Here is a 25,149-nt window from a genome sequence, read left to right as displayed (position 1 = left end):
ATTCAGTTGGAATATAGCTGTTATGACAACTCAGCTCGAAGCACCCGCGATCACCGTCACCAAGGCAGGCGGCGCGATCGGCGCCGTCGTCGGCAACGTCGCCCTCGGCGGCGACCTCGACCCACAGACCGTCGCCGCCATCCGGCAGGCCCTGCTCGACCACAAAGTGATCTTCTTCCGCGACCAGCAGCACCTCGACGACGCCGGCCAGCTCGCCTTCGCCAAGCTGCTCGGTACGCCGACGCTCGCCCACCCGACCTCCACCAGCCTCGACGGCAACGAGCACGTACTGCCGATCGACTCCGACTACGGCAAGGCCAACAGCTGGCACACCGACGTCACGTTCGTCGACCGGATTCCGGCGATCAGCATCCTTCGGGCGGTCACGCTGCCGGCCTACGGTGGCGCGACGACGTGGGCCAACACCGTTGCGGCGTACGCGAAACTGCCCGTCGCACTGCAGGCGCTGGTCGACAAGCTCTGGGCCGTGCACAGCAACGTCTACGACTACGTGGGCGCGGCGGACGAGGTGCGGATCGGCGGGGTGGACGTGAAGGTCGAGGAGCATCGCAAGCAGTTCGTGTCGAAGCTGTTCGAGACCGAGCATCCGGTCGTCCGGGTGCATCCCGAGACGGGTGAGCGTTCGCTGGTACTGGGGCATTTCGTCCGCCGGTTCGTCGGGCTCAGCGCGGCCGAGACGACCGCGTTGTTCCAGTTGCTGCAGAACCGCGTCACCAACCTCGACAACACCGTTCGCTGGCAGTGGCAGCCGGGTGACCTGGCGATCTGGGACAACCGCGCGACCCAGCACTACGGCGTCGCCGACTACGACGACCAGCCGCGGCGGCTGCACCGGATCACGCTGGCCGGCGACATCCCGGTCAGCGTCGACGGCGTCCGCAGTACACCTCGGACGGGAGACGCGACGCACTTCTCGAGCTGATTGACATTCATCGCCCGGATGTCTTGACCCTTGACATCCGGGCATTGAATGTAAAGCCTGAGATGCATGGACTCGTTCACTGACCGCACCAAACGGAGGCTGAGGGACGAGTTGCTGGACGCTGCCTACGAGGCGATCGTGGCCGGTGGGTACGACGGGCTGCGGATGGCCGAGGTCGGGCGGCGCACCGGGGTGTCGCGGCAGACCGTCTACAACGAGTTCGGTGACAAATGGGGTGTGCTGCAGGCCGTCGCGGCGCGGGAGACCGAGCGGTTCCTGGTCGAGGTCAACGACGCGCTGGCCGCGCACACCGACCCGATCGACGGGTTGCGGGCCGCGGTCGAGTGCGCGCTGCGGCTCGCGGCGGACAACCCCCTGGTGAAGGCCGCGCTCGGTCAGCCCGGGTCCGACCAAGCGAGTCAACTGCTCACCACGCGAGGGCAGCACGTGCTGGAGCTCAGCCATCAGCGGCTCGACGCGCATGTACGTGAGCACTGGCCCGCAGTACCGGCTGAGGATGCCACTACCTGCGTGGACGTCGCGCTGCGCGTCGTACTGAGTCACATCGTCAACCCCGGTGCGGCTCCGGCCGTGGTCGCCGATCAGGTCGCCCGGGTGCTCGGTCCCTTCCTAAGCCCCAGGAGGCAGTCATGACGGCGAATCCCCTTCATAGGCACGGCTTCAGCTCACTCAGGGAGGGCGGGCTGAACTGGGACGCGCTGCCGCTGCGGCTGTTCGACAAGGGCAACCGCAAGTTCTGGAACCCGCGCGACATCGACTTCAGCCAGGACGCGCTCGACTGGCAGACCTTCACCGACAACGAGCGTGAGGCCGCGCTGATGCTGTGCGCGCAGTTCATCGCCGGCGAGGAGGCCGTCACCGAGGACATCCAGCCGTTCCTGGCCGCGATGGCCGCGGAGGGGCGGCTCGGCGACGAGATGTACCTGACCCAGTTCTGCTTCGAGGAGGCCAAGCACACCGCTGTCTTCCGGATGTGGCTGGATGCGGTCGGGGTCAAGGACGACCTGCACAAGTACATCGAGAACAACCCCGGCTACCGGGCGATCTTCTACGAGGCCCTGCCGGTCGCACTGAAGTCCCTGGCCAACGACCCGTCCCCTGCGAACCAGGTGAAGGCCTCTGTCACCTACAACCACGTAGTAGAAGGCACTCTGGCCCTCACCGGCTACCACGCCTGGAACCTGCTCTGTACTGCGCGCGGCGTCCTCCCTGGCATGCAGGAGCTGGTACGCCGCATAGGTGACGACGAACGTCGCCACATGGCCTGGGGCACCTTCACCTGCCGCCGCCACATCGCCGCCGACGAGTCCAACTGGCAGGTCGTCACCGACACCATGGAGGACCTGCTCCCGCACGCCCTCACCCAGATCCAGTGGGCGCTGGAGAACATGCCCGAGATCCCGCCGGAGATCGACCCGACCGCGCTGATGACGTACGCCGGCGACCGCGCGACCCGCCGCCTCGGCGCGATCGAATCGGCGGTCGGCGCGGACGTGGCCGGCATCGACCTCGACTACTCCCCCGAAAAACTCGAAGACCTCTTCGGCGACGAGGACTCAGCCGCCCTGGCCGCCGTTCGCTAGTTGGGGCGGTCTGGCAGGCTGGGCCGCATGACAACGGTGCTGACCCGTGCCGAGCAGCGTGGCGCGTCGTTCAGTGGGGCCATGGCGGCCGTCGTACGCCGTCTGCCGTGGGGGCTGGCGCGGGTCGTACCGCCCAGCCTGCTCGGATTCGTCGTGATCAACGGGTTCACCTTCGGGGTGGATCTCGGGTTGCTCACCGTCTTCCGGTCGTGGGTCCAGCTGCCCTTGTGGTTGTCGATCACGATCGCCTACGCGTGCGCGTTCGGGCTGAGCTACGTACTCAACCGGGCGCTCAACTTCCACTCCCACGGCGCGGTCGGGCCGCAGCTCGCGGTGTACGTCGTCGTGGTGGTCGTCAACTACGTCGTCTGGATCCTCGGCGCCGGCGCCGGACTGGGTGCCCTCGGCATCGAGTACCACCTGGCCAGGACCATCGCCGGCGCCTGCGAAGGCATCTACATGTACTGCGCCTTACGCTGGATCGTCTTCCGCACTAACAGTTGACGGTGAGGACGAAGTCACCGGACACGGCGGAGTTCCAGTCGTCGATCCACAGCGATACGTCGATGGTGTCGGGCGCGTCGGCCGGGTAGTCGACGATCGCCAGCTTGTTCTTGCTCAGCACGATCGTCGCCTGCGCCGCGCACCGGTCGACCGGCCGGTCGAACTGCACCCGGTAGTGACTGTTCAGGTAGTTGAAGCTGAGACCGGTCGCGTGGCTCTGACTGACGAAGGTTGTCACGTAGCTGTGCTGGTCCTCGCTGTCCCGTGTCTGCACCCTCGCCCAGAGTGCATCGCTGCTCCCGGCAGGTCCAGCCGGTCCCTGCGGGCCCTGCGGTCCTGCAGGTCCTTGGGCGCCAGTCGGTCCGACAGGCCCTGGTAAGCCGCGTTGCGCCCAGCTGATCGGGGTTTCGAGGCTCGAACAGCGCTGGTTCTTGGCCGGGTCGATGACTCGGAGGAGACCGGTCAGCTTGCCGACGCAGCCGTTGACGGTTGGCTCGGGGCCTGCCGCTGAGGCGACCGAGCCGATGGTGACGATCGAGACCGCCAGGACGCCGATGCCGGCTGCTTTCTTGAGTGAGGTCCGCATGGATCGATCGTCGGGCGCTGCCTTCAGACAGCCTTAAAGCCGGCTGTAGAAATCCAGGTGCGCTGTGGCGGCGGCTGCCCAGGTGTAGGAGTTGGCGAGCGCCTGACCGGCTGCTCGGCGGGCCGGGTCGGGCGGGGCGGTGAGATGTGCAGCTAGTTGGGCGGGGTCGGCGGCGTACGCGGCTGCCGTGCCGAAGATCTCGTGGAAGACGGGGAGGTCGGACACGACCAGCGGTACGCCGGCCGCGAGGGCTTCGAGTGGGGCGAGGCCGAAACCCTCTTTGATCGACGGGAAAGCGAAGGCCTCCGCGGCAGCCACCAGGGACGGGAGGTCCGGGTCGGGGACCGGGCCGAGGACGAGTGGGGTGACACCGAGCTCGGCTGCGCGCTTCTCCCAGGATGCTCGGTAGTCGCGATAGTCGAAGAGGGTTTCGCCGCCGGCGATCACGAGGGAGAGGTCCGGGTCGTTGATGAGGGCAAATGCTTCCAGGAGTGCGAGGGAGCCCTTGCGGGGCTCGATGCCGCCGACGGTGACGACGTACCGGCCGAAGCGTTCTCGTTGCCGGGCGAGTGTCTGGGAATCTGCTGCCGCCGTGGCGAAGCGGGCCGCGTCGACGCCGTTCGGGATAACCGTTGCCTTGAGCCCCCATCCGGTGACGAGTTCGGCCGCGACGGCGGTGGAGACGCAGATGTGCGCGTACGGCGTGACGATGGCGCGTTCGTGGCAGGCGACCAGTTCGGGGGTCGTGAAGGTGTCGAGGTGATGGACCGTACGGATGCAGCGGCCGACGGCGTTCGCGCTGATGCAGTCCTGGGCGTGGATGATGTCGTAGGCGGAGGGGTCGAAGGCGTCGCGTAGTACCGCGATCGAGCGGAGGATGCGGTCCCCGACACCTTCTCCGGGCTGGTCTGGGAACGGGACCACCGAGAGCCGGACGCGTGGGTCGACGGCGCGGTAGAAGGCGGTGTCGCCGCCGCGGCCCAATGACCAGACGGTGACGTCGGCGCCCTTGGCTGCAAGGGCTTCGGCGAGCGAGAGAGTGTGAACGACGCCGCCGCGGGGCTTGGTCGAGTAGCTCAGCAAGGCGATGCGCATCAGTACGCCTCCGGGCGGCGCTCATCAAGATGATGCAGGACGCGCCGTGCCGTCTCGATCTCGGCCCGTACGTCGAGGGACGCGATCGCGATCCCCGCCTTCGACCAGGTGCGGGCCACGATGTCGCCGCCTGGGCCGACGACCTTGGACTGGCCGAGGAAGCGCATGCCGCCGATCGAGCCGGTCAGGTTGGACGAGACCAGGACAACCTGGTTCTCGGCGGCGCGCGAACGGTCGTACAGGTCGAAGAGGCGGGATTGGCGGTCCTCGTTCATCCGGGGCGCGCGATTGGTGATGCTGGTCGGCCAGGCATTGAGGCAGCCGATGATGTCGGCGCCGTCGACGGCCAGGGCGCGGGCCGCTTCGGGGAAGGTCTTGTCGTAGTCGATCATCAGGCCGAGCCGGCCGACGGGGGTGTCGAAAGCTTCGAAGCGGTCGCCGGGGGTGTAGACGGCGCGCTCACCCGGTGGTTGATGGACTTTGCGGTGGCGGCCGAGGACGCCGTCGCCGGTGACGCAGAGGGCCGTGTTGTAGCGGTTGCCGTCGTCGGACTCACAGAACCCGAAACAGACGACCATCTCCCCGGCCATCGCGATGATCTTGGCGATCAACGGGTCGTCGAGCTTGAGAGCGGGCGGCAGATCGTCGTGATCGGACCGGCTGAGATCGGAGAGATAGCCACCGAGCGCCGCATCAGGCAGTACGAGCAGCTGCACCTCCTCCCGCCGCCCATGCCGGATCAGCTGCTCCACCCGCCCCAGATCAAACTCCAGATCCCGGGTGAACCCTGCTGCCACTGCCCCGATCTTCAGCATTTTCAGGTCCGTACGAGCTCGGGCGTCCCGTAGGTCTCCGGGCGGCGGTCGCGGAGGTGGCCCATCGATCGGCGGGCCTGCTCCAGCGCTGCCGCTACGTCGAGCTCGGCGATGGCCATGCCTTCGGTGATGCCGGTGTCGGCGATGATCTCGCCGCCCGGGTCGACGATCTTGGCGCTGGCGACGAAGCGCAGCGAGCCGAACGTGCCGGACTGGTTGGCGGACAGCCAGACGACCTGGTTCTCCAACGCGCGGGCGCGGTCGAACAGGTCGAAGCGGCGCTTCCAGCGGTCCTTGGCGAGATCCGGATCCGGGTTGGTCCGGGCGCCCGGCCAGGCGGAGACGCAGGCAATGAGCTGGGCGCCGTCCATCGCGAGCGTACGAGCCGCCTCGGGGAACGCCTTGTCGTAACAGATCATCAGCCCGAGCCGTCCGACTGGAGTGTCGAACGCTTCGAAGCGATCGCCCGCCGCGTAGTGCGCATCCTCCTGCAGCGGCTGGTGGACCTTGCGGTGATGGCCGAGGACGCCGTCGCCGTTGACGCAGACCGCGCTGTTGTAGATCAGTCCACCGTCTGATTCGGCATACCCGGCGATGACGGTGAGGTCGCCGGCGAGCTTCGACAACCTGGCGATCTCGTCGCTGTCGAGGGCGAAGGCGGGCGGGGAGTCCGCAGTACCGTCGAGGCTCAGCAGGTAGCCGCCGAGGGCGCCTTCTGGGAGCGCCAGAAGTTGTACGCCGGCGGCGCGGGCTTCGGCGATCAGCTGCGCGACGCGCTGGAAGTCGGCTTCGAGGTCGCGGTCGAAGTTGGCGGCGACGGCCGCCATCCGCAAGGTGGTCATGCCGCTCCCATTCCGGTCACCCCGGCGGGGATGACCTCGGTGATCTCGCCATCCGGCCAGCGCAGGCTCACGCCTTGCCCCTCCGTGAGCCGACCGCAGACGCGGCTCTCGGCCGGGCCGGCGTCGAGCTGTTGTGGACCAGCGGTGAGCATCGCGAAGCCGGGGAAACAGGTCAGCCAGTCCCCCGTCGAGGCGGCTTCTGGCTTGGGGATGTCGGCAACGTCGAGGACGGCTCCACAGCCGCTGGCTTCGGCCAGCATGCCAAGCGTGCCGACGATGCCCGCCATCGAAACGTCCTTTGCTGCTTGGGGTTTTGCTCTGCCGACAGCGCGCACCATGTGCCGCAACTCTTCGCTGCTTCGGTGTGAGGTCGAGTCCCATTGCCGCCCCGCATAGCCGGGCCGCCAGCCGCCGCCGAGATCAGCCGTCAACCTGACCGCATCCCCCGGACTGCCGCCTCCGCCAGGTACCGGCTCTTCCGCCTTCCCCAGCGCGGTGACGGTGAGAGCAGCCGGTACGCCGAACTGCGTATGCCCACCCAGCACCGGCACACCGTAAGCCTGCGCCGCCTGCCTCAGCCCGCTCAGTATCCGCGTAGCAAACGCACTGTCCCGCGCGCCAATCGAATCAAGCAATCCCACCGGCGTAGCGCCCATAGCCGCCAGGTCATTCACGTTGACCAGCACGGAACACCACCCGGCCCACTCGGGATCGCGCTCCACCATCGCCGGCACGATCGCATCACAGGCGGCGACCAGATCACTCCCTGGCACCGGAGCCCCGTCGTCACCGACGAACCCCTGCGGCCCGATCCCCTGCAACAGCTGGCCCAACTCACTCTTGGTCGCCGCAGCCAACTGCTGGATCCTGCCGATCGGCCACCGCATCAACACATGCGGGCTCCCAGCAACCTCCACCGGCCGGATCGTCTCCCACCCGAGCCGCTGGAAGAACCGGTAGGTGCCTGTCTGCACAGTCGCGTCGAACCGCAACACCCCAGCCGCCTCAGCCCAGGCCGCCGCAGCCCGCACCAACGCCGCCCCCACATTGCCCGCTGCGGCACCAGCCGACGCGACCTCGCTACCCGCCTCACCGCGTGTCACGGCGCGCGCGCCATGCTGAGCGCGGTGTGCGCCGGACGCCGTTACCAGGCGGCCGCCCTGCCACCAGCCGATGTCTGGGCCGTCCACCGCCGGGCCGAGCCGGACGCCTCCGACCACCTCGCCTGACTGCACCCGAGCGACGAGGACAACGGTTCGCGGATCGTCGTCCCGCTCGTCGCGATCGCTTCCGGCGAACAGGCCCTGCGCCTCGACGAACGCCCGGTGGCGCAGGGCGTAGTACGCCTGCACCGTCTCAGCGTCAACTGCCCGCTCGATCAGGAACCGCGGGGGCGGATCACCCAACAGAGCATGGACGTCGGCCGCCCGCCGGACCCCAGTCAGCTGCGGCGGCACAGCCGCCATCGCGCTGGGCTCCAGGCCGAGGGCTTGAGGGCTGCTCATGCGCCGGCCGCCGAGAGCAGACTGCAAGCGCCGCAGGCGGCGCAGCCTGCGCCTTGATCGGCGCCTCGCATCCCCGCTGCCTTCAGGAGGGCGGAGACTCGGGTGGTGATGTCTTGCACCAATAGGGGGTTGGGTGCGGTGACGCCGTCCAAGCGCGCGAGTGTGCCGAGCATCGGGCGGAGAGGGACCACGAAGGGGTAGATGCCGCGCGAGATGAGGTCGGCGGCGCCGGCTACCAATTCATCGGGGTCTTCGCCCATACCGATCAGCAGGTACGTCGAGACGCGGTTGCGGCCGAAGACTCGGACGGCTTCGTCCCAGGCGGCGTGGTACTCGGCCAAGGGCACCGTCGATTTGCCGGGCATCCAACGGCGGCGTACCTCGTCGTCCAAGGACTCGACATGGATGCCGATCGAGGTCGCGCCGGCGTTGTGAAGATCGGTGATGACGGAGAGGTCGCCCGGAGGCTCGATCTGGACCTGGATCGGCAGGCCAGGAACGGTTTCCAGCACAGCTCGGACGCAGCGGACCAGGTTGCGAGCGCCGCGATCGGGGCCGGTGGTGGTCCCCGTGGTCATCACCATCTGCGTGACGCCGTCGAGCCGTACCGCCGCTTCGGCCACCTCCGCGAGCTGGCCAGGCGTCTTGGCGGCGACCGTCGCGCCGAGCCGCAACGACTCCTCGATCGAGCAGAACCGGCAACGCGTCGATTCGTCGTACCGGATGCAGGTCTGGACGACAGTGGTGGCCAGGACGTCCTTCCCGTGCAACAGAGCGATCTGCTGGTACGGAATGCCCTCCGCCGTCGTCAGGTCGTAGAAGCGTGGCCGGCGGACCGGCTCGACCGACAGACCGAGGCTGAGTCCGTTGCGATACACCCCACCGTCCCGTACCTGATAAGGGCTGTCGGCAACGATCGGGAGGGTGGCGTTGGCACCGTCGACGACCAGGTGCCCGTCGTCGCTCGGGCCGGCGCCCTTGCTGCGGCGGACCGGGGCGTTCACCTGAACGCCGTACACGGCCATTTCGGCCCGGGCCGCCAAGGCTTCTTCGGTGCCAACGCTCATGTGCAACCCCTCAGAACATGTACGTCGAGTTGATGATGGCGCCCTTGCGGGCGTAGTGGATCAGCGCGTCCTGCACGTCGAGCGGATGCGTCGGGATGACTCCCTCGATCAGGTCCTCCTCGCGCGCACCGTGCAGCGACAGCCCGAACCGGCAGCAGTAGACCTTGCCGCCCTCGGCGATGAACGTCTTCAGTGACTCGTTGATGTTGTGCTCGCCGGGGAACGCGGAGTTGCCGGTGGTCGGGAAACCCCGCGTCGCCAGGCAGTTCAGCGAGCCCGGACCGTAGAAGTAGATCGCCGACTCGAAGCCCTTGCGCTGCGCCCGGGTCGCCTGCAGGATCGCGACGAAGCTCACCGACGACTCGTGCGCGATGCCGTGCACGAGGGTGAAGTACGTCTCGCCCTCCTCGGCCTGGTAGTCGGGGAAGACCTTCGTGCCGCCGTAGATGCTCGAACCCTCCGCCAGGGACGGGTGCGGGATCTCCTGCAGGCTCTTGGTCTCGAGGTCGGTCAGTTCGGCCAGTTCGGGCATTGGTGCTCCTCAGGGTCAGTCGTAGAGATGGTTGAAGGTGTGGTGGAAAACGTGGTCGCCGAGCTCGCCGTCGCCCATCGCGGCGCGCACCTTGGCGTACTCGCCGGCGTGGTCGCCCCAGGGCTGGTCGCTGGCGAACAGCACCCGGTCGTGGCCGATACCCCGCCGCTCGATCTCGGCGGCCAGCCAGGCCGGGGCGAACCCGATCGCCCAGGACAGATCGGTGTAGACGCGCTTGCCGGCCTCGATCCAGTCGAAGAAGCGCGAGCCGATCAGCTTGATGTGCCCGCTCATCCCGCCGCCGAAATGGACGAGATGCAGCGGTACCTGGTCGGCGTACGTCTCGACCAGCAGACCGATGTGGTCGATGTCGGACGCGGCGCCGGGCGAGGTGTGGACATGGACGACGAGGCCGTTGCGCCTTGCTGTCTTGAAGATCTCGTCCAGTTGCGGCCGGACCTCTTCGTCGGCCGGGTGCCCGCCGAGCAAGAAGCTCAACTTCAGCGCCCGCACTCCGGGCTCCGTCGCGAGCGTGAGCGCCTTGGCAGTCAGCTCGGCATCCTGCGGTCGCGGCGAAACCCACAGGCCGGCCCGGATCCGGTCGTCGCGGGCAGCCGCCTCGACCACGAGCTCGTTGAAGCCGAAGGAGACCGCGACCTCCGGTACGCCGTAGTTGGGGATCACCAGAGCGCGTTCGGTGCCCTCGGCGTCGAGATCCGCCAGCAACTCGTCGATGGTCGCGCGGGCGGTGATATCCGGATTGACCGGTGGGCCGCCGTAGAAGGGGTAGGCCGGCAGGACACCGAGATGCCGGTGCGCGTCGTTTGTCGACATGTCTATTGCCCTACGCAACCGTCTTCTGGGAGCGGGGCAGCCCGGCGATCCAGCGGACGCCGGTCTGCATCCGGCGCTGGACGATCTGCTCGGCCAGGTACGCCGCGTCGTCCGCGACCCCGCCGAAGCGGCCGGACCCCCAGGTGTGCTGCCACGGCAGGCCCACGAAGTACATGCCGGGGACGCTCGTGGCGCCGCGGTGATGGGTCGGGTAGCCGCGGCCGTCGAAGACGGGGACCCGGATCCAGGCGTCGTCCCGGGTGAAGCCGGTGCTCCAGACGACAGCGCTGATACCGTTCAAATCAAGGGTTTCTGGCTCTGCCGACGGTTCCCACACAGGTTGGTAGCGAGCCTCGACCGGTGCCTCGATGCCGCGGGCGTCGATGAAGGCGTCGATCGAGTCCTTGATGCCTTCGGAGACCGCGTCGGCGTGATCGAGGTTGGTACGGAGGTCGGCCTTCAGCCGCAGGGTGCTGCCCTCGACGTCGACCAGACGGCCGTACAGCTTCATGCCCTCGAGCGCGAACCGGCGCAGATCGATGTCGCGCCCGCCCTCGCGGCCGGTGACGTAGTGATTGACCCGGAACCGGACGGCGTCGACATCGTCGAACTCGTCGATCCCCTTGGCGTAGTACCCCATCTCGTCGAGCCAGGCGACGACATCGCGGCCGCGATAGAACCGCGCGACGCGAGGCGCCGAGCCCGTCACCAGATGAACCTGCCGGCCGGCCAGGTGGAGATCCTCGGCGATCTGACAGCCCGACTGACCGGTGCCGACGACGAGAACCTCACCAGACTCGAGCTGCTCCGGGTTCCGGTACTGCGAAGAATGCAGCTGCTGCAGGCTCGTTGGCAGTCGATCGGCGAAGCGCGGGAGCTTCGGCCGTTGGTACGGACCGGTCGCGAGGACCACCTGGTCGGCCGTCACAGTGGCTGTGTCCGTGGAAAGCCGGAAGCCCTGCGCTGTCTGCTCCAGGCCCGTCGCTCGTACGCCCTCGGCCAGCGGTACGTCGAAGGACTTCGCGTACGACTCGAGGTAGGCCACGATCTCGTCGCGGAGCATGAAGCCGTCGGCGTCGGGTCCGGAGTACGGGAATCCAGGGAGGCGGCACTGCCAGTTGGGGGTGACCAGGCAGAAGGAGTCCCAGCGGCGGTTGCGCCACTCGCTGCCGATGCGGTCGGCCTCGACTACGACGTGGCCGAGGCCGCGGGAGGTCAGTTGCCAGCTCGTCGCCAGGCCGGCCTGGCCGCCACCGACGACGACCACCGGATAGTGCGCGCCCTCACGAAGACTGACCTGCGGCATGTCGGCTCCCGGGGATTCGGCGCGGCCTGGATGTCATCCAGTGAAGAACCGCCCGATTGCCGCACGATTGCCCCCGGAACAAACTCCCGTTTCCGAATCGCCCGCCCGGGTTTCGGGTGGGTAACCACGATCTCTCAGCTACGTCAGTCCGAGCAGGCCGAGCGACTTCTCGCGCATCTCTATCTTGCGGATCTTCCCGGTGACGGTCATCGGGAACTCGTCGACCAGCAGGACGTAGCGGGGGATCTTGTAGTGGGCGAGTTTGCCGGTGGCGAATTCCTTGATGGCGGCCGCATCGAGGGGTGCGGCGCCGTCCTTGAGCTTGATCCAGGCGCACAGCTCCTCGCCGTACCGGTCGTCCGGTACGCCGATCACCTGCACGTCGGCGATGTCGGGGTGGGTGTAGAGGAACTCCTCGATCTCCCGCGGATACACGTTCTCGCCGCCGCGGATCACCATGTCCTTGATCCGGCCGACAATGTTGACGTAGCCGTCCTCGCGCATCTCGGCGAGGTCACCGGTGTGCATCCAGCGCGCCTGGTCGATGGCCTCGGCGGTCTTCTCCGGCTCGTCCCAGTAGCCGAGCATCACGGAGTACCCGCGGGTGCACAGTTCCCCGGGCTCACCTCGCGGTACGACCAGACCGGTCGCCGGGTCGACCAGCTTCACCTCGACGTGCGGCATCACGCGGCCGACTGTCGAGGTCCGGCGGTCCAGATCGTCGTCGCGCCGGGTCTGCGTGGAGACCGGCGACGTCTCGGTCATGCCGTAGCAGATCGCCACCTCGGCCATGTGCATGTCGGCGACGCAACGCTTCATCACCTCGATCGGGCAGGGCGAGCCGGCCATCACACCGGTCCGCAGCGAGGTGAGGTCGTAGTCGGCGAAGTTCGGCAGCCCGAGCTCGGCGATGAACATCGTCGGTACGCCGTACAGCGCCGTGCACCGCTCGTCCTGAACCGCCTGCAACGTCGCGGCCGGATCGAAGGCCGGCCCCGGAATCACCATGCAGGAACCGTGGGTCGTGCAGCCGAGATTCGCCATCACCATGCCGAAGCAGTGGTAGAAGGGCACCGGGATACACAGCCGGTCGTCCGGGCCGAAGCCGATCGTCTCGGTGACGAAGTACCCATTGTTGAGGATGTTGTGATGGCTCAGCGTGGCGCCCTTGGGGAAGCCGGTCGTCCCCGACGTGTACTGGATGTTGATCGGGTCGTCGAAGCTCAACTCATCGGCGCGTTCGTCCAGTTGCTCCTGACTGACCTGCCCGGCCGCCTCGACCACCGCGTCCCAGTCCGGCGTACCGATGTAGACGACATCCTCCAGCGCGGCACAGTCCGGCCGCACCTCGTCGACCATCTTCCGGTAGTCACTCGTCTTGAACTCGGTCGCCGAGATCAGCAGCTTCACCCCCGACTGATTCAGCGCATAAGCCAGCTCGTGCGTCCGGTACGCCGGATTGATGTTGACCAGAATCGCCCCGATCGACGCCGTCGCATACTGCGTGATCGTCCACTCCGCACAGTTGGGCGCCCAGATCCCAACCCGATCCCCCTTCGCGATCCCCCGCCCCATCAGCCCCCGGGCGAACTCGTCGACCTCGGCCCCGAACGAGGCATACGTCCACCGCCGCCCACTGGCGACCTCGACCATCGCCTCCCGCTCCCCGTACTCCGCAACCGTCCGTCTCAGGTTCTGCCCGATCGTTTCCCCCAGCAACGGAACCGAAGACACCCCAGACGCATACGAAGGCAGACTCATCCCGCCATCGTCACCCGCGGCGCCGCCACCGACAAGACGACACCGGGAGTCGCGCAGAGGTACCGCCCAGCTGGGCTTCCGGCGGTTGACCACGGTGCGTGTGCAAGCTCTCTGTCATTTCGGTCGCGGCGCGGATCGTCCGGCGCGCTAGCTGATCGGGGACTCGTAGATCAGTAGCTCGGTACCGGTAGCACCCTCGCCGTCATCCGGTGCAGTGAAGAGCCGCAGCTTGGACCCGTCGACCTCCAGCGCCACCGGGTTCCGAGTGACCGAGTGGCCGGCCGTGGAGTACATGGGGAACGGGATCTCGTGCAGGATCCGGTTGTCGTCGTTCAGGTCGAGCAGTGCGAGCCCACCGAGCTCGAAGTTGCCACCGGTCGGCGTCTTGAGGCCAGTGACGCCACCACACAACTGCTTGCTCCGGCTGACGTAGTCGCAGTCCTGGTAGTCCAGCAGGTGACTCTGGTTCGGCTGCGCGTCCACCTGCTTGCCAGCGGCGGTCCACGCATACAGCGTCCGTGACCCCCAGCTCACCCCGTGCACCAGCCCGGTACGCCGGTCCCGCACCACCCCGCCGACATGGTCCTTCACCCGGAACTGCTCACTCACCCGGTACGTCCTCGGGTTGATCTTGTAGACCACCGCCCGCGAGTTCGGCCGGTACTCCGCCGTCGGCACCCACACGTTCTCACCGTCGTAGTCGATCCCGCCCGGGTGGTACGCCGTGCCCTCCCCGACCCGGATGTCCTTCAACAGGTTGCCCTGGCGATCCAGCACGAACACATGCCCGATCCCCTTGCCCGGCGTCCGGTCGTACCCGTCCACTGGAACCGGGTAGGGCACCGGCGCCTCCAGCACCTCGACACTCGACAGGTAGATCCGATCCCCCACCAACGCGAACCCCTGCGGGTGGTACGTCGGAAACTTCAACGGGATCCGGGCAACCTACGTCCACGCCGTACTACGGGTCGTCGCCTCGAAAGCCCTGACCACCTTGTCATCGCGCCCCGCGGCATCGGCGCCGACCACCGACAACCCAGCCACCAGCACTCCCGCCAACACGCTTGCGAGCAATGTCTTCCTGCGCATCATCATTCTCCTGTCAGACTGACCCGTATGGACACTGGGATCACGGTTACCGGGACCGGGCAGGCGACTGCGCCGGCGGATCTACTGCGGCTGACTTTGAGTGTCGGTCATGATGCGGCCGATGTGGCGGCCGCGGTCGGACAAGTAGCCGAGAAGACGGATGCTGTTCATGCAGCGTTGAGCGCGCTGGGGGTGGACGCCAAGGACATCGAGACCAGCACGGTCAACGTCTATCCGCAGTACAAGGACTCGATGGCAGTGGCGAGCTATCGTGCGTCGCACTCGATCACCGTGACGACCAGGAACCTGACCGGCTTCGGGGATCTGCTGAACGCCGCGGTCGATGCTGTCGGCAACGATCTCGGGATGGACGGGCTGAACTTCGACGTCGCCGACAAGCAGCCGCTGATGGATCAGGCGCGGCAGCTCGCGTTCGCCCAGGCGCGCGAGAAGGCCGCCCAGCTGGCCGAGCTGGCCGGCCAGTCCCTCGGCTCCATCTCCGCCGTCACCGAAAGCTACGGCCACGGCCCGATCCCGCTCGCCATGTCGCTGTCGGCCAAGGGCTCCGGGGCCTACGACTCGACCTTGTCGATCACCCCTGGCGAGCAGACCGTCCAGATCTCCCTCGACGTCAGATGGAACTGGGCCTGACACGCTGCACAAAGCGGCAAAATGGCGGCGGAGCGGCCGGCGGGGGCATACGGTTTCCCTGGTGAACACTCGAACCCTCCTGTCGCTCGCCCTTGCCGCCGGGCTGGCGACGTCGTTGGCTGCCTGCAACGACAAGTCGGACAAGGCCACTACGTCGCCGAGCACCAGCACGTCCTCCACCCCGCCGCCGAGCACCACGCCGACCCCGTCGACCCCCTCGGTCACCCAGTCAGCCCCGGTCCCGGTTCCCGCGGCGCGTACCAAGGCAGAGCTGACCAAGGCCCTGCTGGAGCTCCCCGATCTCCCGTCGGGCTTCTCGATCGACAAGTCCCCCGACGAGGCGGACGACACCAAGCTGTCGTCGACCGATGCCCGCTGCAAGGATCTGGTGCTGCTCTTCAACGCCGAGACCCCTCCCGGCGCGAAGGTCGTCGCGACCCGCACGTACACCGGCGGCCAGCAGGGCCCGTTCTTCGACGAGGAACTGGACGCGATGGGCTCGCCCGCCGCGGCGACCGCGCTGCTCAACCGCACCAGGACGGCGATCAAGTCCTGCAAGTCGGCGAAGCTGACCGTCCCCGGCACCGGAAGCTCGACCGTCGAGGTCAGCGAGATCTCGGTGCCGAAGGCGGGCACGAGCCCGGTCGGCGGCCGGTTCGTGGCGAACGGCGGTCCGCTGGACGGCTTCGAGGTGCTGTTCGCCTTCACCGGGCTCGGTGACGTCGTACTGGCGATGAGCTTCGACGGCGCCGACGTTCTGGACGGAGCCCTCGGCGACGCGGTCACCAAGGCGTCCAAGGTGCTCGGCACGCCCAAGACCGGAACGTGATCGGCGCCGTCTCAGATTGAGACGACTCTCCTACGCTTGCGCAGATGACGGAACGGGGTCCGCTACCTAAGGTCGAGCCATGTACGCACCGGCTCCGCTCAGGCGACAACTGAATCGTTCGGGTCTGTTGCTGCTCGGTCCCGCCTTCGTGGCGGCGGTCGCGTACGTCGATCCGGGCAACTTCGCGACGAACATCGCCGCGGGCGCGACCTACGGGTATCTGCTCTGCTGGGTCGTGGTCGGCGCGAACCTGATGGCCGTGCTGGTGCAGTACCTCGCGGCCAAGGCGAGCATCGCGACCGGGCTGACCCTGCCGCAGCTGTGCCGGGAGCACTTCAAGCGATCCACCTCGACCGGGTTGTGGGCGCAGGCCGAGCTGGTGGCGGTCGCGACCGACCTGGCCGAGGTGGTCGGTGGCGCGATCGCGCTCAACCTGCTGTTCGGGATACCGCTGCTGCTCGGTGGCCTGATCACCGGCGCGGTCTCGTTCGCCTTGCTGATCTACCAGTCGAAGCGCGGGCAGCGGCCGTTCGAGGCGGCGATCGTCGGGTTGCTGGCGGTGGTACTGGTCGGGTTCGTGGTGTCGACGTTCCAGTCGCATCCGTCCGCGTCGGGCGTGGTGGGCGGTCTGGTACCGCGCCTGGACGGCACCCAATCGATCGTGCTGGCGGCCGGCATGCTCGGCGCGACGGTGATGCCGCACGCGATCTGGTTGCACGGGGCCCTGGTCACCGACCGGCACTGGAAATCGATCCGGTCCGCGAAGGGCAAGCAACGGGTGCTGCGCGCGACCCGGATGGACGTCGCGGTCGCGATGGCGCTCGCCGGCGCGGTCAACCTGGCGATGGTCGTGCTCGCGGCCGCCGCGCTGAAGGGCACCGGGGCCGACTCGCTCGACGCCGCCCACGCCGCGATTGGCGATCGGCTCGGTCATACGGCGGCGCTGTTGTTCGCGCTCGCGCTGCTGGCGTCGGGCTTCGCGTCATCGTCGGTCGGTACCTACGCCGGCTCCGTCATCCTGGAGGGGTTCTGGAAGCGGCACGTGCCGCTGGCGACGCGGCGGCTCATCACGCTGGCCCCGGCGCTGATCATCCTGGCGATCGGGATCGACCCCAGCCGCGCGCTGGTCGTCTCGCAGGTCGTGCTGAGCTTCGGCATCCCGTGCGCGCTGTGGCCTTTGGTACGTCTCACGGCTTCCCGGCGCGTCATGGGTGAGCTTGTCAACCGGTTGCCGACTACTCTCCTGGCATGCCTGGTAGCAACCGCCGTCACGGCCCTCAACGTCGTACTGATCGTGCTGACGCTGCGGGGGTGAACCGCGCGTGACCAGCGTCTACGCGGTCAGCGACATCCACGGTCACCCGGACAAGCTCGCCGCTGCGCTGCAGGAGGCCGGGCTGATCGACGCCGAGGGCAACTGGTCGGACCAGGACGTCCGGCTGTGGTTCCTGGGCGACTTCTTCGACCGCGGGCCGGACGGTGTCGGCGTACTGGCGCTGGTCCGCCGGCTGGTGGCGCAGGCCGAGGCGGGCCAGGGCGAGGTCCGGGTGCTGCTCGGCAACCACGAGATCCTCGCGCTCGGGATGCGCAAGTTCGGCGACACGTTCGTACCGCACGAGGGCATCACGTCGCGGAGTTTCGAGCGCAGCTGGGCGCTGAACGGCGGCCAGGACCGCGACCAGGAGCTGCTCACCGACGACGACGTCGCCTGGCTGCTGGACCGGCCGATGCTCGGGCTGGACGCCGACCACCTGCTGATGCACTCCGACACCGAGGAGTACCTCGCCTGGGGTGACTCCATCGACGAGATCAACGCGAATGTCCGGACCGAGCTGCACAGCGACGAGATCACCATCTGGTGGGAGATCTGGCGCCGGATGACGTCGCGGTACGCGTTCCGCGGCGAGGCCGGCCCGGTGATCGCGGCGGAACTGCTCGAGCGGCTCGGCGGCCGCCGGATCGTGCACGGGCACAGCATCGTGGCCGACCAGCTCGGCATCGACCCGGCGTACCTGACCGGTCCGCTGCTGTACGCCGACGGCCTGGCGCTCGGCATCGACGGCGGCACCTTCGACGGCGGGCCCTGCCTGGTCGTCAAACTGCTGCCGATCTGACGGAATGCCCCGGCGCCGGGGGTGGTTGACGCTTGAAGTAGATGCCGCACGCCCTTTGGAGCTGAGCCATGTCTGACAAGCCGGTCAAGATCCCTGGTCCCGACCACCCCATCACGGTCGAGAAGAACCCGGACCGGGTGGTCGTCAAGGTCGCCGGTGTGGTGATCGCCGACACTCGTGACGCGCTGTCCCTGCAGGAGGCCGACTACCCGGCCACCCAGTACATCCCGCGCAAGGACGTCGACCTGACGCAGCTGCAGCGGACCGACAACGAGACCTACTGCCCCTACAAGGGCGAGGCCAACTACTTCAGCATCCTGCCCGGCGGTGAGCAGACCGTGAACGCCGTCTGGACCTACGAGAACCCCTACGACGCCGTCGCCGACATCCGCGACCACGTCGCCTTCTACCCCGACCGCGTCTCGATCGAGATCATCGCGGACTGAGGCTGGGTCAACTGAGGAAGGCACGGAGTACCGGCGCGAGCACCTCCGCCGGTACTACGTGATGCTGCCCGTCGAGCTCGACGAGCCTGCCGTTCTGGACCGTCTTGGCGACGGATCGTGCCGCGTCGACCATGAACGGGGGACTCGCCGAGCCGGCGACCACCAGCGTGGGCTGCTGAAGGCCTTCGAGCAGGCTGATCGGCACGACTCCGCCCTTCGACGCGTGGTCCATCACGGCGAAGTCGTAGGCCAGTGTGTGCGCGACCTCGGCCATGCCGGGCGTTCTTGCGTATTCGGTGGCAGCGTCCGACGGCATGCCGGCCATCGCGAGGAAGGTGGCGACGGCGTCGGTTCGACGGCCCTCGCGGAGCAGGCGTAGCACGACGGCGCCGTCGTCGTCGGACTGCTGCTGCGACTCCTCGTCGTCCGGTCCGTACGGCGGCTCGTGCAACACGACGCTGGTGATGGGAAGGCTGCTGGCGGCAATTGCTGTCAGTGCTGCGCCTGAGGAGTGCCCGTAGACGGCTGCGCTGCCGCCGACCGCGTCTATGAGCGCTCGGAGGTCCTGGATCTCGCGGGCGACGGAGTACGGGCTGGTGTCTCCGCTGTCGCCGCGGCCTCGGCGGTCGTACGAGATGACGGTGAAGTCCGGCGCGAGGGCCTCGGCCAATGGCTGGGATCCGCTGCGGTCGGAGAGGGCTCCGTTGACCAGGATGAGCGGCGTACCGGAGCCGTAGCGGTCGTAGGCGATCGTGGTGCCGTCGGCTGAGCGTGTGGTGTCCATGCCGGTGACGTCGAAGCGGTGCTGGGGTTCTCGACATATTCGGTTGTCGGTGGACCCGGGGGCTGCTTCACTGCGCGGTGATGACTTACCTCTCGAGAGTCGACGACTACCTGCACGCTGTTCCGTTGTCCGGGGCTGAGGCGCTGGACGTGGGGCCGTTCACCTTGTTCCGGTCCACCACGATCTGGCCGTACTACGCTCGCCCGGTGCCAGGGTCGGGTGCGACCGTCACCGCCGCCGATCTCGAGGAGCTGCGGACTCGTTGCGAGGAACTCAAGCTGCCGCTGAGCCTGGAGTGGGTGGTCGAGACCTGCCCCTCACTCGGGCCGGCCGCTGCTGAGGCTGGGCTGGAGGTCCACGAGTACCCGCTGCTCGTCCTGGAGCGAGCCGACTTCACCCCTGTCACCACCACCCTCGACTGCCGCATCCTCCCTGCCTCCCCCGACGTACTGCGGCAGGCCCGTGCAGTGGCCGACACGGCCTTCGGTACCCCCGGTACTGCGATCGGCGAGGGCGGAATCGAGGCGCGGGACGCCAGCGCCGCCGATTCCAGCGACGAGAAGGTCGCAGTCCTGGTCGAACGGGCCAAGGCGGGCTACTCGATCACCGCCGGCGTCTCCGGCGACCAGGGCATCGTCGCCAGCGGCGTGCACCAACCTGTCGGCGACACCAGCGAGATCGTCGGCGTAGCGACTCTGCCGGCCATGCGCCGACAGGGCTTGGGCGCCGCGGTCACGAGCTGCCTGGTCGAGCACGCCTTCGCCAACGGGGTCGAGCTCGTCCTGCTGTCCGCCGAGGACGACGCGGTGGCCGCCGTCTACGAGCGAGTCGGCTTCCGCCGGATCGGCCACGCCGGCGCCGCCGAACCTGCTGAATAACGACAAGAGTTGGGGCGGGAATCGTTCGGGTTGGGGTAATGGGCATACCGTTGGAGGGATGAGCAATACCGAGCGGACCCGCCCCCGTACCCTCGCCGAGGCACTGCGCGGCTGGGACGACCTTGCCCTCGGCCAGTTGCTCCGGCACCGGCCTGACCTGGCGACCCCGATTCCGGCCGACACCGGCCAGCTCGCGGCCCGGGCGACGACCAACGCGTCGGCGGCCCGCGCGATCAACCGGCTCGACGAGTTCAGCGTCGACCTGCTGGAGGCGCTGTCGGCGCTCACCGAGCCGGTGGACGTCGAGGCGCTGGCCAAGGGCGTCGACCAGCCGGTCGAGGTGGTTCAGCCGCGGGTGACCGAGCTGCTCGCACTCGCGCTGGTCTGGGGTACCGAGGACGACCTGCGCCCGATCAGGGCCGTGCACGAGCTCCTCGGGCCGACACCGGCCGGCCTCGGACCGCTCACGACCCGGCACTTCGGCGATCTCGACCAGCTGATCGAGGACGCCGGCCCGGAAGCCCGTGAGGTGCTCGACAAGCTCACCTGGGGCCCGCCCACAGGTACGGTCGAGAAGGCCGAGCGCCCGGTGACTATCGCGTCTGCGCGGTCCCCGATCGAGCAACTGCTGGCGCGCGGCCTCGTAGTACCGAAGGACGCGACCACTGTCGTGCTGCCCCGGCAGATCGGCCTGCACCTGCGCGGTGGCCGGGTGCTGGCTTCTACCCGGCCCACTCCTCCCCCGCTGGACGGCAAGCCGGTATCCAACGCCATAGCCGACCGTGCCGCCGCCGGAGCCGCACTGGACCTCGTGCGCCAGGTGGACCGCACCCTCGAACAGCTAGGCACAGAGCCGCCTCCGGTACTCCGTACTGGCGGCATCGGCGTCCGTGAACTCCGCACCCTCGCCACCAAGATCGGTGCCGAGGAGCAGACCGCCGGAGCCGTCCTGGAGGTCGCGTACTCCGCTGGGCTAGTTGCAGCCGTCGAGGTCGGCAACAGCGAGATGTGGTTGCCCACCGGTGCCTACGACGACTGGCTGGAGCTCGACACCGCGCACCGCTGGGCCGTACTGGTCCACGCCTGGTTCACCGGGCTGCGGGCGATCGGACTCATCGGCCGACGGGACAGCGGCGGTGCGACTGCTGCTGCTCGTGAGCGACTCGTGAATGCGCTGGCGCCCGACCTGGAGCGGCTGCTGGCTCCTGAGATCCGGCAGCTCACCTTGAAGGCGCTGTCGGAGGCTGCCCCAGGTACTGCGCCCGCTGTTGAGTCCGTGGTCACCTGGGTCGCGTGGCATCGGCCGCGGCGTGGTGGGCAGTTCCGGGATGACCTGGTCGAGTGGACCATCACTGAGGCGGCTCTGCTCGGGTTGACTGGGCTGGGCACGCTTGCTTCGCACTCTGCCGTGCTGCTGAAGGATGAGCCGACCACTGATGAGCTGGCGGCTGCTATCCAGCCGCTGGTACCGGAGCCGGTCTCTGAGGTGCTGCTGCAGGCTGATCTGACTGCTGTCGCGCCGGGGCCGCTCGTGCGCGAAGTACAGGATGAATTGGCTTCCATGGCTGACATGGAGTCGCATGGTGGCGGTGGGGTCTACCGCTTCAGTGAGAGCTCGGTGCGACGGGCTTTCGATCTCGGGAAGACCAGTGATCAGCTGCACAAGTGGTTGGCTGAGCATTCGCGGACTCCTGTGCCGCAGCCGTTGACCTACTTGATCGACGACATTGCGCGGCGGCATGGCGTGCTACGGATCGGCGCTGCGTCGACGTACCTGCGATGTGATGACGAGAACGTGCTGACCGGGCTGTTGAGCGCCAATCTGCCCGGCATCCGCTTCCGGCGGCTGGCGCCGACCGTGGTCGTGTCGCCGTCGCCGCCTGATCTGGTGCTGGAGCGGTTGCGTGATGCGGGGCTGGCTCCGCTGGGTGAGACCTTTGATGGCGTTGTGCACGTGACGGCGGCTGGGCATCGACGGGGTGAGCCGCCGCGTCGGCGGACCAGCCGGGACTTCGCCGACAACGCTCTCGACCTGACCGAGGATCAGATCAAGGCGGTCATCGAGAAGGTCCGCTCGGGCGATCGGGTCGCGGCCGAGCGGCCGGCTGAACACACCTCGGGCGACACGACCGCGCCGGCCGAGACGATCAGCGTGCTCAGCGAGGCGGCCGAGGCGCATACGCGGACTTGGATCTCGTACGTCGACCACAATGGCACGCCGGCCGAGCGGATCGTCGAGCCGGTGCGGGTGGCGGACGGCTGGCTCACGGCGTACGACGAAGACGCCGATCAGCCGCGCACGTACGCACTGCACCGGATCGCGACGGCCCGGCCGGTCGAGAAGTAGCGTCGAGTAGTAGCTCAGGCGCGCGCTCGCAGCATGCGGGTGATCAGGTCGGTCTTCTCCAGCAGATTGGCGCGGACCACGGGCTCGGCGTCCGCGGCCAGCGCCTGGATCTTCGCGGCGAAATCGGTATCGACCCCGAAGACCGGGATGAGGGTCCGGGTGTAGGTCGTCGCAGCCATCTGTCCCCACTTGCTGATCTCGGGGACGAGCTGGAGGAACTTGGCGACGAACGGCTTCAACAGCTCGTCCTGCCCCGGGCTCCAGAACGCGGCCGTCACCTGATGCAACGAGCCGAGCGGCACGTCCTGCTCATTCACCAGCCGCTCCCAAACCGCCTGCTTCTCGCCCTGCTCGGGTTTCGCCGCGCGGACGGTGAGCTCACTCACCCAGGACTCGGGATCCTGGTCCTTGGCGAGCAGAGCGTTCACCTCGGCGGTGGTGTCGGCGTTGAGCTGCGCCTTGCGAACCAGTGCTCGCCATTGCAGGTCGGCGTCATCGCCCGCTTCGGTCTGAAGCCAGCCGACGCTGTCGAGATCGGCGGCGGTCCTCGCGAAACCGCGGAGCGCGACCTTGCGAAGGCGGGGGTTGGCGGAGAGGGTACGACAGCTCGCAGCCACCTCAGCCGCAAGCTCACCTCGTGCCACATCCGAACTCCAGAGCAACGCCGCGTCTACCGCCCGATTGAGATGCGGCTCCACAAGCGACTCGGACGTCTCCACCGCCACCACGCCGGTCAAGCAGCGCACCGCTTCAGCCGCAGTAGCCTCGCCGGTGATCAACATGTCCCAAGCCGTCGCGATCGCGACAGCCCGCGCCAGTGGCGTCGGCAGCCCCGCAGCATCGGCGAAAAAGCTGTCCCGGGTCTTCATGTCCGGCCGAGTCGAAGCAAAGGTCAGATCGTCGTCATTGACCAGATACAAGTCAGCCCCAGCAGGCAACTCCACCCGGGTGCGCCGACCGCTCACCTCCACCTCAACAAGCGCAATGCGCTCCAGCGCGGCCGACGCTCGCGCCTCGCCGCCTGCGGCGGCATCGGCTGGGGTGATGGTGCTGGCGGGCACGGCAGTCGTGGGAGCGACGCTCGCTGGGGCGGCGTCGGAGCGGACGGATGCGGCGTTGACGCCGCCAACGTCGCGGCTTCGCCGGCGGTACGCCCCGATGGCGAGGACTTGGGGCCGGGGTTCGCCATTGGGGCCCTCGGCAACCAATGTCCAGCCAGTGTCGTCCTGTTCCAGCGTCAGCCGGTCGGTGCCGGACTGGTCCAGCCAGCCGGCGCTCCAGCGGTGCAGGTCGCGATCCGTCTCACCGGCTATGGCTGCGATCAGGTCTTCCAGGGTGGCGTTGGACCAGGCGTGCTTGGCGAAGTACTTGGTGAGGCCTTTGGAGAAGGGGGTTTCACCGACGTACGTCATCAGCTGCTGGAGGACTGAGGCGCCTTTGGGGTAGGTGATGGCGTCGAAGGTGGCGGCGCCTTCGGCCACGTTGTCGACGGGCTGGCGGATGGGATGGGTGGTCGGGCCCTGGTCGACCAGGTACGCCTTCAGTTTTTCGCCGGCCAGGTGGGCGGCCCACGCGTCGGAGTACGAGGTGACACGGACCGCCGCCCAGTTGCTGGCGAACTCGGCGAACGCCTCGTTCAGCCACAGGTCGTCCCACCAGCGCATCGTGACGATGTTCCCGAACCACATGTGCGCCAGCTCATGCAGCAGATACCGCGAGAAGAGATCCCACTCCGCCTTGGTCGGCGTACTGCGCCGCAGGAACCAGTCCATCCAGGTGACGCAGCCGTAGTTCTCCATCGCCCCCGCGAACTCCGGAGCGAACACCTGGTCGTACTTCCGCTGCGGAAACGCCATCCCGAACACCTCGGCGAAGAACTCGTGCCCCTGCGTGGTGAGCGTGAAGAGCTCATCCGCGTCGCGATCGAGAATCGGCGCCAGCGACTGCCGCGCGAACAGCCCGAGATCATGCCCGGCACCCTCGCGACGCAACTCGTAGTACGGGCCGGCGTTGATTGCCAGGTTGTACGTCGACAGCGGCGCGGTCGGCGGAAAGGCCCACCGCCGGCCGCCCGCGACCGTCTCGATCCGCGGGTCGCCGGAGTTGGTCAGGACGAGCCAGTCGGCCGGCGCGGTGACTGTAAAAGCGTGCGGCGCCTTGAGGTCGGGCTGGTCGAAACAGGCCCACACGTAGCGGGTGACATCCGGCGGGAAGTCGGTCCAGAAGTACACCCGCCCGTCCGCCGGATCGACAGCCTTGCGGAGGCCCTGCGCTGCCGTGCTGTCGGCGATCACCGTCGTCACTTCGAGCACGTTGTCGGCCGCGAGCCCGGTCAGCGCGATCCGCCCATCGACAGCAGCCGGCAGCGCGACCCCGTTGAGGACAGCGCTCTCGATCTCCGCGACACAGTCGGCGAACGTCGTCGCGCCCGGCTGATGGCAGCTGAACGCGATCGTCGACGTACAGACCACCCGCGTGCCGGTGGGCAGGTCGGTGAGGTCGACGGCGACGTCGTACCGCTGGATGGTCAGTAGCCGGGCGCGTTCCTCGGCTTCGGCGCGCGTCAGACTCAGGACGGCCACCTCCGCACCTTCCCACGAAACGGATTCCCGGGACA

The 25,149-nt window shown here is 68.0% G+C and carries 25 protein-coding genes; 11 read left to right on the top strand and 14 right to left on the bottom strand.

Annotation, left to right across the window (positions count from 1 at the left end; all coding sequences use genetic code 11):
• Positions 1 to 22: 22 nt before the first annotated feature.
• The 4 genes from ACIA12_RS29030 to ACIA12_RS29015 all read left to right on the top strand — a co-directional run bounded on the left by ACIA12_RS29030 (position 23) and on the right by ACIA12_RS29015 (position 3,051).
• On the top strand, positions 23 to 943 hold the full coding sequence (locus tag ACIA12_RS29030) for a TauD/TfdA dioxygenase family protein (protein ID WP_396370267.1): 921 nt from the start codon (positions 23 to 25) through the stop codon (positions 941 to 943).
• Positions 944 to 1,009: 66 nt separating this feature from the next.
• The gene (locus ACIA12_RS29025; RefSeq protein WP_396370265.1) at positions 1,010 to 1,597 is read left to right on the top strand and encodes a TetR/AcrR family transcriptional regulator; all 588 of its coding nucleotides are present in this window, start codon (positions 1,010 to 1,012) and stop codon (positions 1,595 to 1,597) included.
• The gene (locus ACIA12_RS29020; protein WP_396370264.1) at positions 1,594 to 2,547 is read left to right on the top strand and encodes a R2-like ligand-binding oxidase; all 954 of its coding nucleotides are present in this window, start codon (positions 1,594 to 1,596) and stop codon (positions 2,545 to 2,547) included. Before ACIA12_RS29025 ends, ACIA12_RS29020 begins: the two co-directional genes overlap by 4 nt.
• A gap of 27 nt (positions 2,548 to 2,574) precedes the next feature.
• The gene (locus tag ACIA12_RS29015; RefSeq protein ID WP_396370263.1) at positions 2,575 to 3,051 is read left to right on the top strand and encodes a GtrA family protein; all 477 of its coding nucleotides are present in this window, start codon (positions 2,575 to 2,577) and stop codon (positions 3,049 to 3,051) included.
• Here the strand turns inward: ACIA12_RS29015 and ACIA12_RS29010 are convergent.
• From ACIA12_RS29010 to ACIA12_RS28955, 12 genes are all read right to left on the bottom strand, one after another.
• Complete coding sequence (locus tag ACIA12_RS29010) at positions 3,041 to 3,637, bottom strand: collagen-like protein (protein WP_396370261.1); 597 nt, start codon at positions 3,635 to 3,637, stop codon at positions 3,041 to 3,043. The two genes, ACIA12_RS29015 and ACIA12_RS29010, sit on opposite strands and share 11 nt — an antisense overlap.
• 33 nt (positions 3,638 to 3,670) lie before the next feature.
• Positions 3,671 to 4,732: an MSMEG_0565 family glycosyltransferase gene (locus ACIA12_RS29005; RefSeq protein WP_396370259.1), complete on the bottom strand. Its 1,062-nt coding sequence runs from the start codon at positions 4,730 to 4,732 to the stop codon at positions 3,671 to 3,673.
• Positions 4,732 to 5,547, bottom strand: coding sequence for a carbon-nitrogen hydrolase family protein (locus ACIA12_RS29000; RefSeq protein ID WP_396370258.1), 816 nt, complete (start codon positions 5,545 to 5,547; stop codon positions 4,732 to 4,734). The genes ACIA12_RS29005 and ACIA12_RS29000 overlap by 1 nt, the downstream gene beginning before the upstream one ends.
• 2 nt (positions 5,548 to 5,549) lie before the next feature.
• On the bottom strand, positions 5,550 to 6,389 hold the full coding sequence (locus ACIA12_RS28995; RefSeq protein ID WP_396370256.1) for a carbon-nitrogen hydrolase family protein: 840 nt from the start codon (positions 6,387 to 6,389) through the stop codon (positions 5,550 to 5,552).
• Positions 6,386 to 7,894: an MSMEG_0567/sll0787 family protein gene (locus tag ACIA12_RS28990; protein ID WP_396370254.1), complete on the bottom strand. Its 1,509-nt coding sequence runs from the start codon at positions 7,892 to 7,894 to the stop codon at positions 6,386 to 6,388. The genes ACIA12_RS28995 and ACIA12_RS28990 overlap by 4 nt, the downstream gene beginning before the upstream one ends.
• Positions 7,891 to 8,961, bottom strand: coding sequence for an MSMEG_0568 family radical SAM protein (locus ACIA12_RS28985; protein ID WP_396370252.1), 1,071 nt, complete (start codon positions 8,959 to 8,961; stop codon positions 7,891 to 7,893). The genes ACIA12_RS28990 and ACIA12_RS28985 overlap by 4 nt, the downstream gene beginning before the upstream one ends.
• A gap of 10 nt (positions 8,962 to 8,971) precedes the next feature.
• Positions 8,972 to 9,493 carry an MSMEG_0572/Sll0783 family nitrogen starvation response protein gene (locus ACIA12_RS28980; protein WP_396370250.1) on the bottom strand — a complete coding sequence of 174 codons (522 nt, stop codon included), beginning with the start codon at positions 9,491 to 9,493 and terminating at the stop codon, positions 8,972 to 8,974.
• A gap of 15 nt (positions 9,494 to 9,508) precedes the next feature.
• Positions 9,509 to 10,327 (bottom strand): amidohydrolase family protein, encoded by an 819-nt coding sequence (locus ACIA12_RS28975; protein WP_396370247.1) that lies wholly within the window; start codon positions 10,325 to 10,327, stop codon positions 9,509 to 9,511.
• 10 nt (positions 10,328 to 10,337) lie between these two features.
• Positions 10,338 to 11,633 (bottom strand): MSMEG_0569 family flavin-dependent oxidoreductase, encoded by a 1,296-nt coding sequence (locus tag ACIA12_RS28970; RefSeq protein ID WP_396370246.1) that lies wholly within the window; start codon positions 11,631 to 11,633, stop codon positions 10,338 to 10,340.
• 138 nt (positions 11,634 to 11,771) lie between these two features.
• The gene (locus ACIA12_RS28965; protein ID WP_396370245.1) at positions 11,772 to 13,394 is read right to left on the bottom strand and encodes an AMP-binding protein; all 1,623 of its coding nucleotides are present in this window, start codon (positions 13,392 to 13,394) and stop codon (positions 11,772 to 11,774) included.
• 147 nt (positions 13,395 to 13,541) lie between these two features.
• Entirely contained in the window at positions 13,542 to 14,330 is a 789-nt protein-coding gene (locus ACIA12_RS28960; protein ID WP_396370440.1) for a DUF6454 family protein, read from the bottom strand.
• Positions 14,331 to 14,339: 9 nt separating this feature from the next.
• The gene (locus ACIA12_RS28955; RefSeq protein WP_396370243.1) at positions 14,340 to 14,483 is read right to left on the bottom strand and encodes a hypothetical protein; all 144 of its coding nucleotides are present in this window, start codon (positions 14,481 to 14,483) and stop codon (positions 14,340 to 14,342) included.
• Positions 14,484 to 14,510: 27 nt separating this feature from the next.
• Here ACIA12_RS28955 and ACIA12_RS28950 point away from each other — a divergent pair, with 27 nt between their 5' ends.
• The 5 genes from ACIA12_RS28950 to ACIA12_RS28930 all read left to right on the top strand — a co-directional run bounded on the left by ACIA12_RS28950 (position 14,511) and on the right by ACIA12_RS28930 (position 18,523).
• Positions 14,511 to 15,134 carry an SIMPL domain-containing protein gene (locus tag ACIA12_RS28950; protein ID WP_396370241.1) on the top strand — a complete coding sequence of 208 codons (624 nt, stop codon included), beginning with the start codon at positions 14,511 to 14,513 and terminating at the stop codon, positions 15,132 to 15,134.
• Between the two features lie 61 nt (positions 15,135 to 15,195).
• Complete coding sequence (locus ACIA12_RS28945; RefSeq protein ID WP_396370240.1) at positions 15,196 to 15,963, top strand: hypothetical protein; 768 nt, start codon at positions 15,196 to 15,198, stop codon at positions 15,961 to 15,963.
• 79 nt (positions 15,964 to 16,042) lie between these two features.
• A complete protein-coding gene (locus tag ACIA12_RS28940; protein WP_396370238.1) occupies positions 16,043 to 17,278 on the top strand; it encodes an Nramp family divalent metal transporter in 1,236 nt (411 codons plus the stop codon).
• Between the two features lie 7 nt (positions 17,279 to 17,285).
• Positions 17,286 to 18,077 carry a metallophosphoesterase gene (locus ACIA12_RS28935; protein WP_396370236.1) on the top strand — a complete coding sequence of 264 codons (792 nt, stop codon included), beginning with the start codon at positions 17,286 to 17,288 and terminating at the stop codon, positions 18,075 to 18,077.
• 68 nt (positions 18,078 to 18,145) lie between these two features.
• Positions 18,146 to 18,523 (top strand): DUF427 domain-containing protein, encoded by a 378-nt coding sequence (locus tag ACIA12_RS28930; RefSeq protein WP_396370235.1) that lies wholly within the window; start codon positions 18,146 to 18,148, stop codon positions 18,521 to 18,523.
• A gap of 7 nt (positions 18,524 to 18,530) precedes the next feature.
• Here the strand turns inward: ACIA12_RS28930 and ACIA12_RS28925 are convergent, their stop codons facing one another.
• Entirely contained in the window at positions 18,531 to 19,307 is a 777-nt protein-coding gene (locus ACIA12_RS28925; protein WP_396370233.1) for an alpha/beta fold hydrolase, read from the bottom strand.
• Between the two features lie 80 nt (positions 19,308 to 19,387).
• Between ACIA12_RS28925 and ACIA12_RS28920 the strand changes: the two genes are divergently transcribed.
• Both ACIA12_RS28920 and ACIA12_RS28915 read left to right on the top strand, forming a co-directional pair.
• On the top strand, positions 19,388 to 20,185 hold the full coding sequence (locus ACIA12_RS28920; RefSeq protein ID WP_396370231.1) for a GNAT family N-acetyltransferase: 798 nt from the start codon (positions 19,388 to 19,390) through the stop codon (positions 20,183 to 20,185).
• A gap of 58 nt (positions 20,186 to 20,243) precedes the next feature.
• Positions 20,244 to 22,532: a helicase-associated domain-containing protein gene (locus ACIA12_RS28915; RefSeq protein WP_396370229.1), complete on the top strand. Its 2,289-nt coding sequence runs from the start codon at positions 20,244 to 20,246 to the stop codon at positions 22,530 to 22,532.
• A 14-nt stretch (positions 22,533 to 22,546) separates the two neighbouring features.
• Here ACIA12_RS28915 and pepN read toward each other — a convergent pair whose 3' ends face one another.
• On the bottom strand, positions 22,547 to 25,114 hold the full coding sequence (gene pepN / locus ACIA12_RS28910) for an aminopeptidase N (protein WP_396370227.1): 2,568 nt from the start codon (positions 25,112 to 25,114) through the stop codon (positions 22,547 to 22,549).
• Positions 25,115 to 25,149: the final 35 nt, after the last annotated feature.

The sequence above is a fragment of the Kribbella sp. NPDC051620 genome, from assembly GCF_044453825.1.
Classification (GTDB): domain Bacteria; phylum Actinomycetota; class Actinomycetes; order Propionibacteriales; family Kribbellaceae; genus Kribbella.
This window is presented reverse-complemented; position numbering and strand designations above follow the sequence as displayed.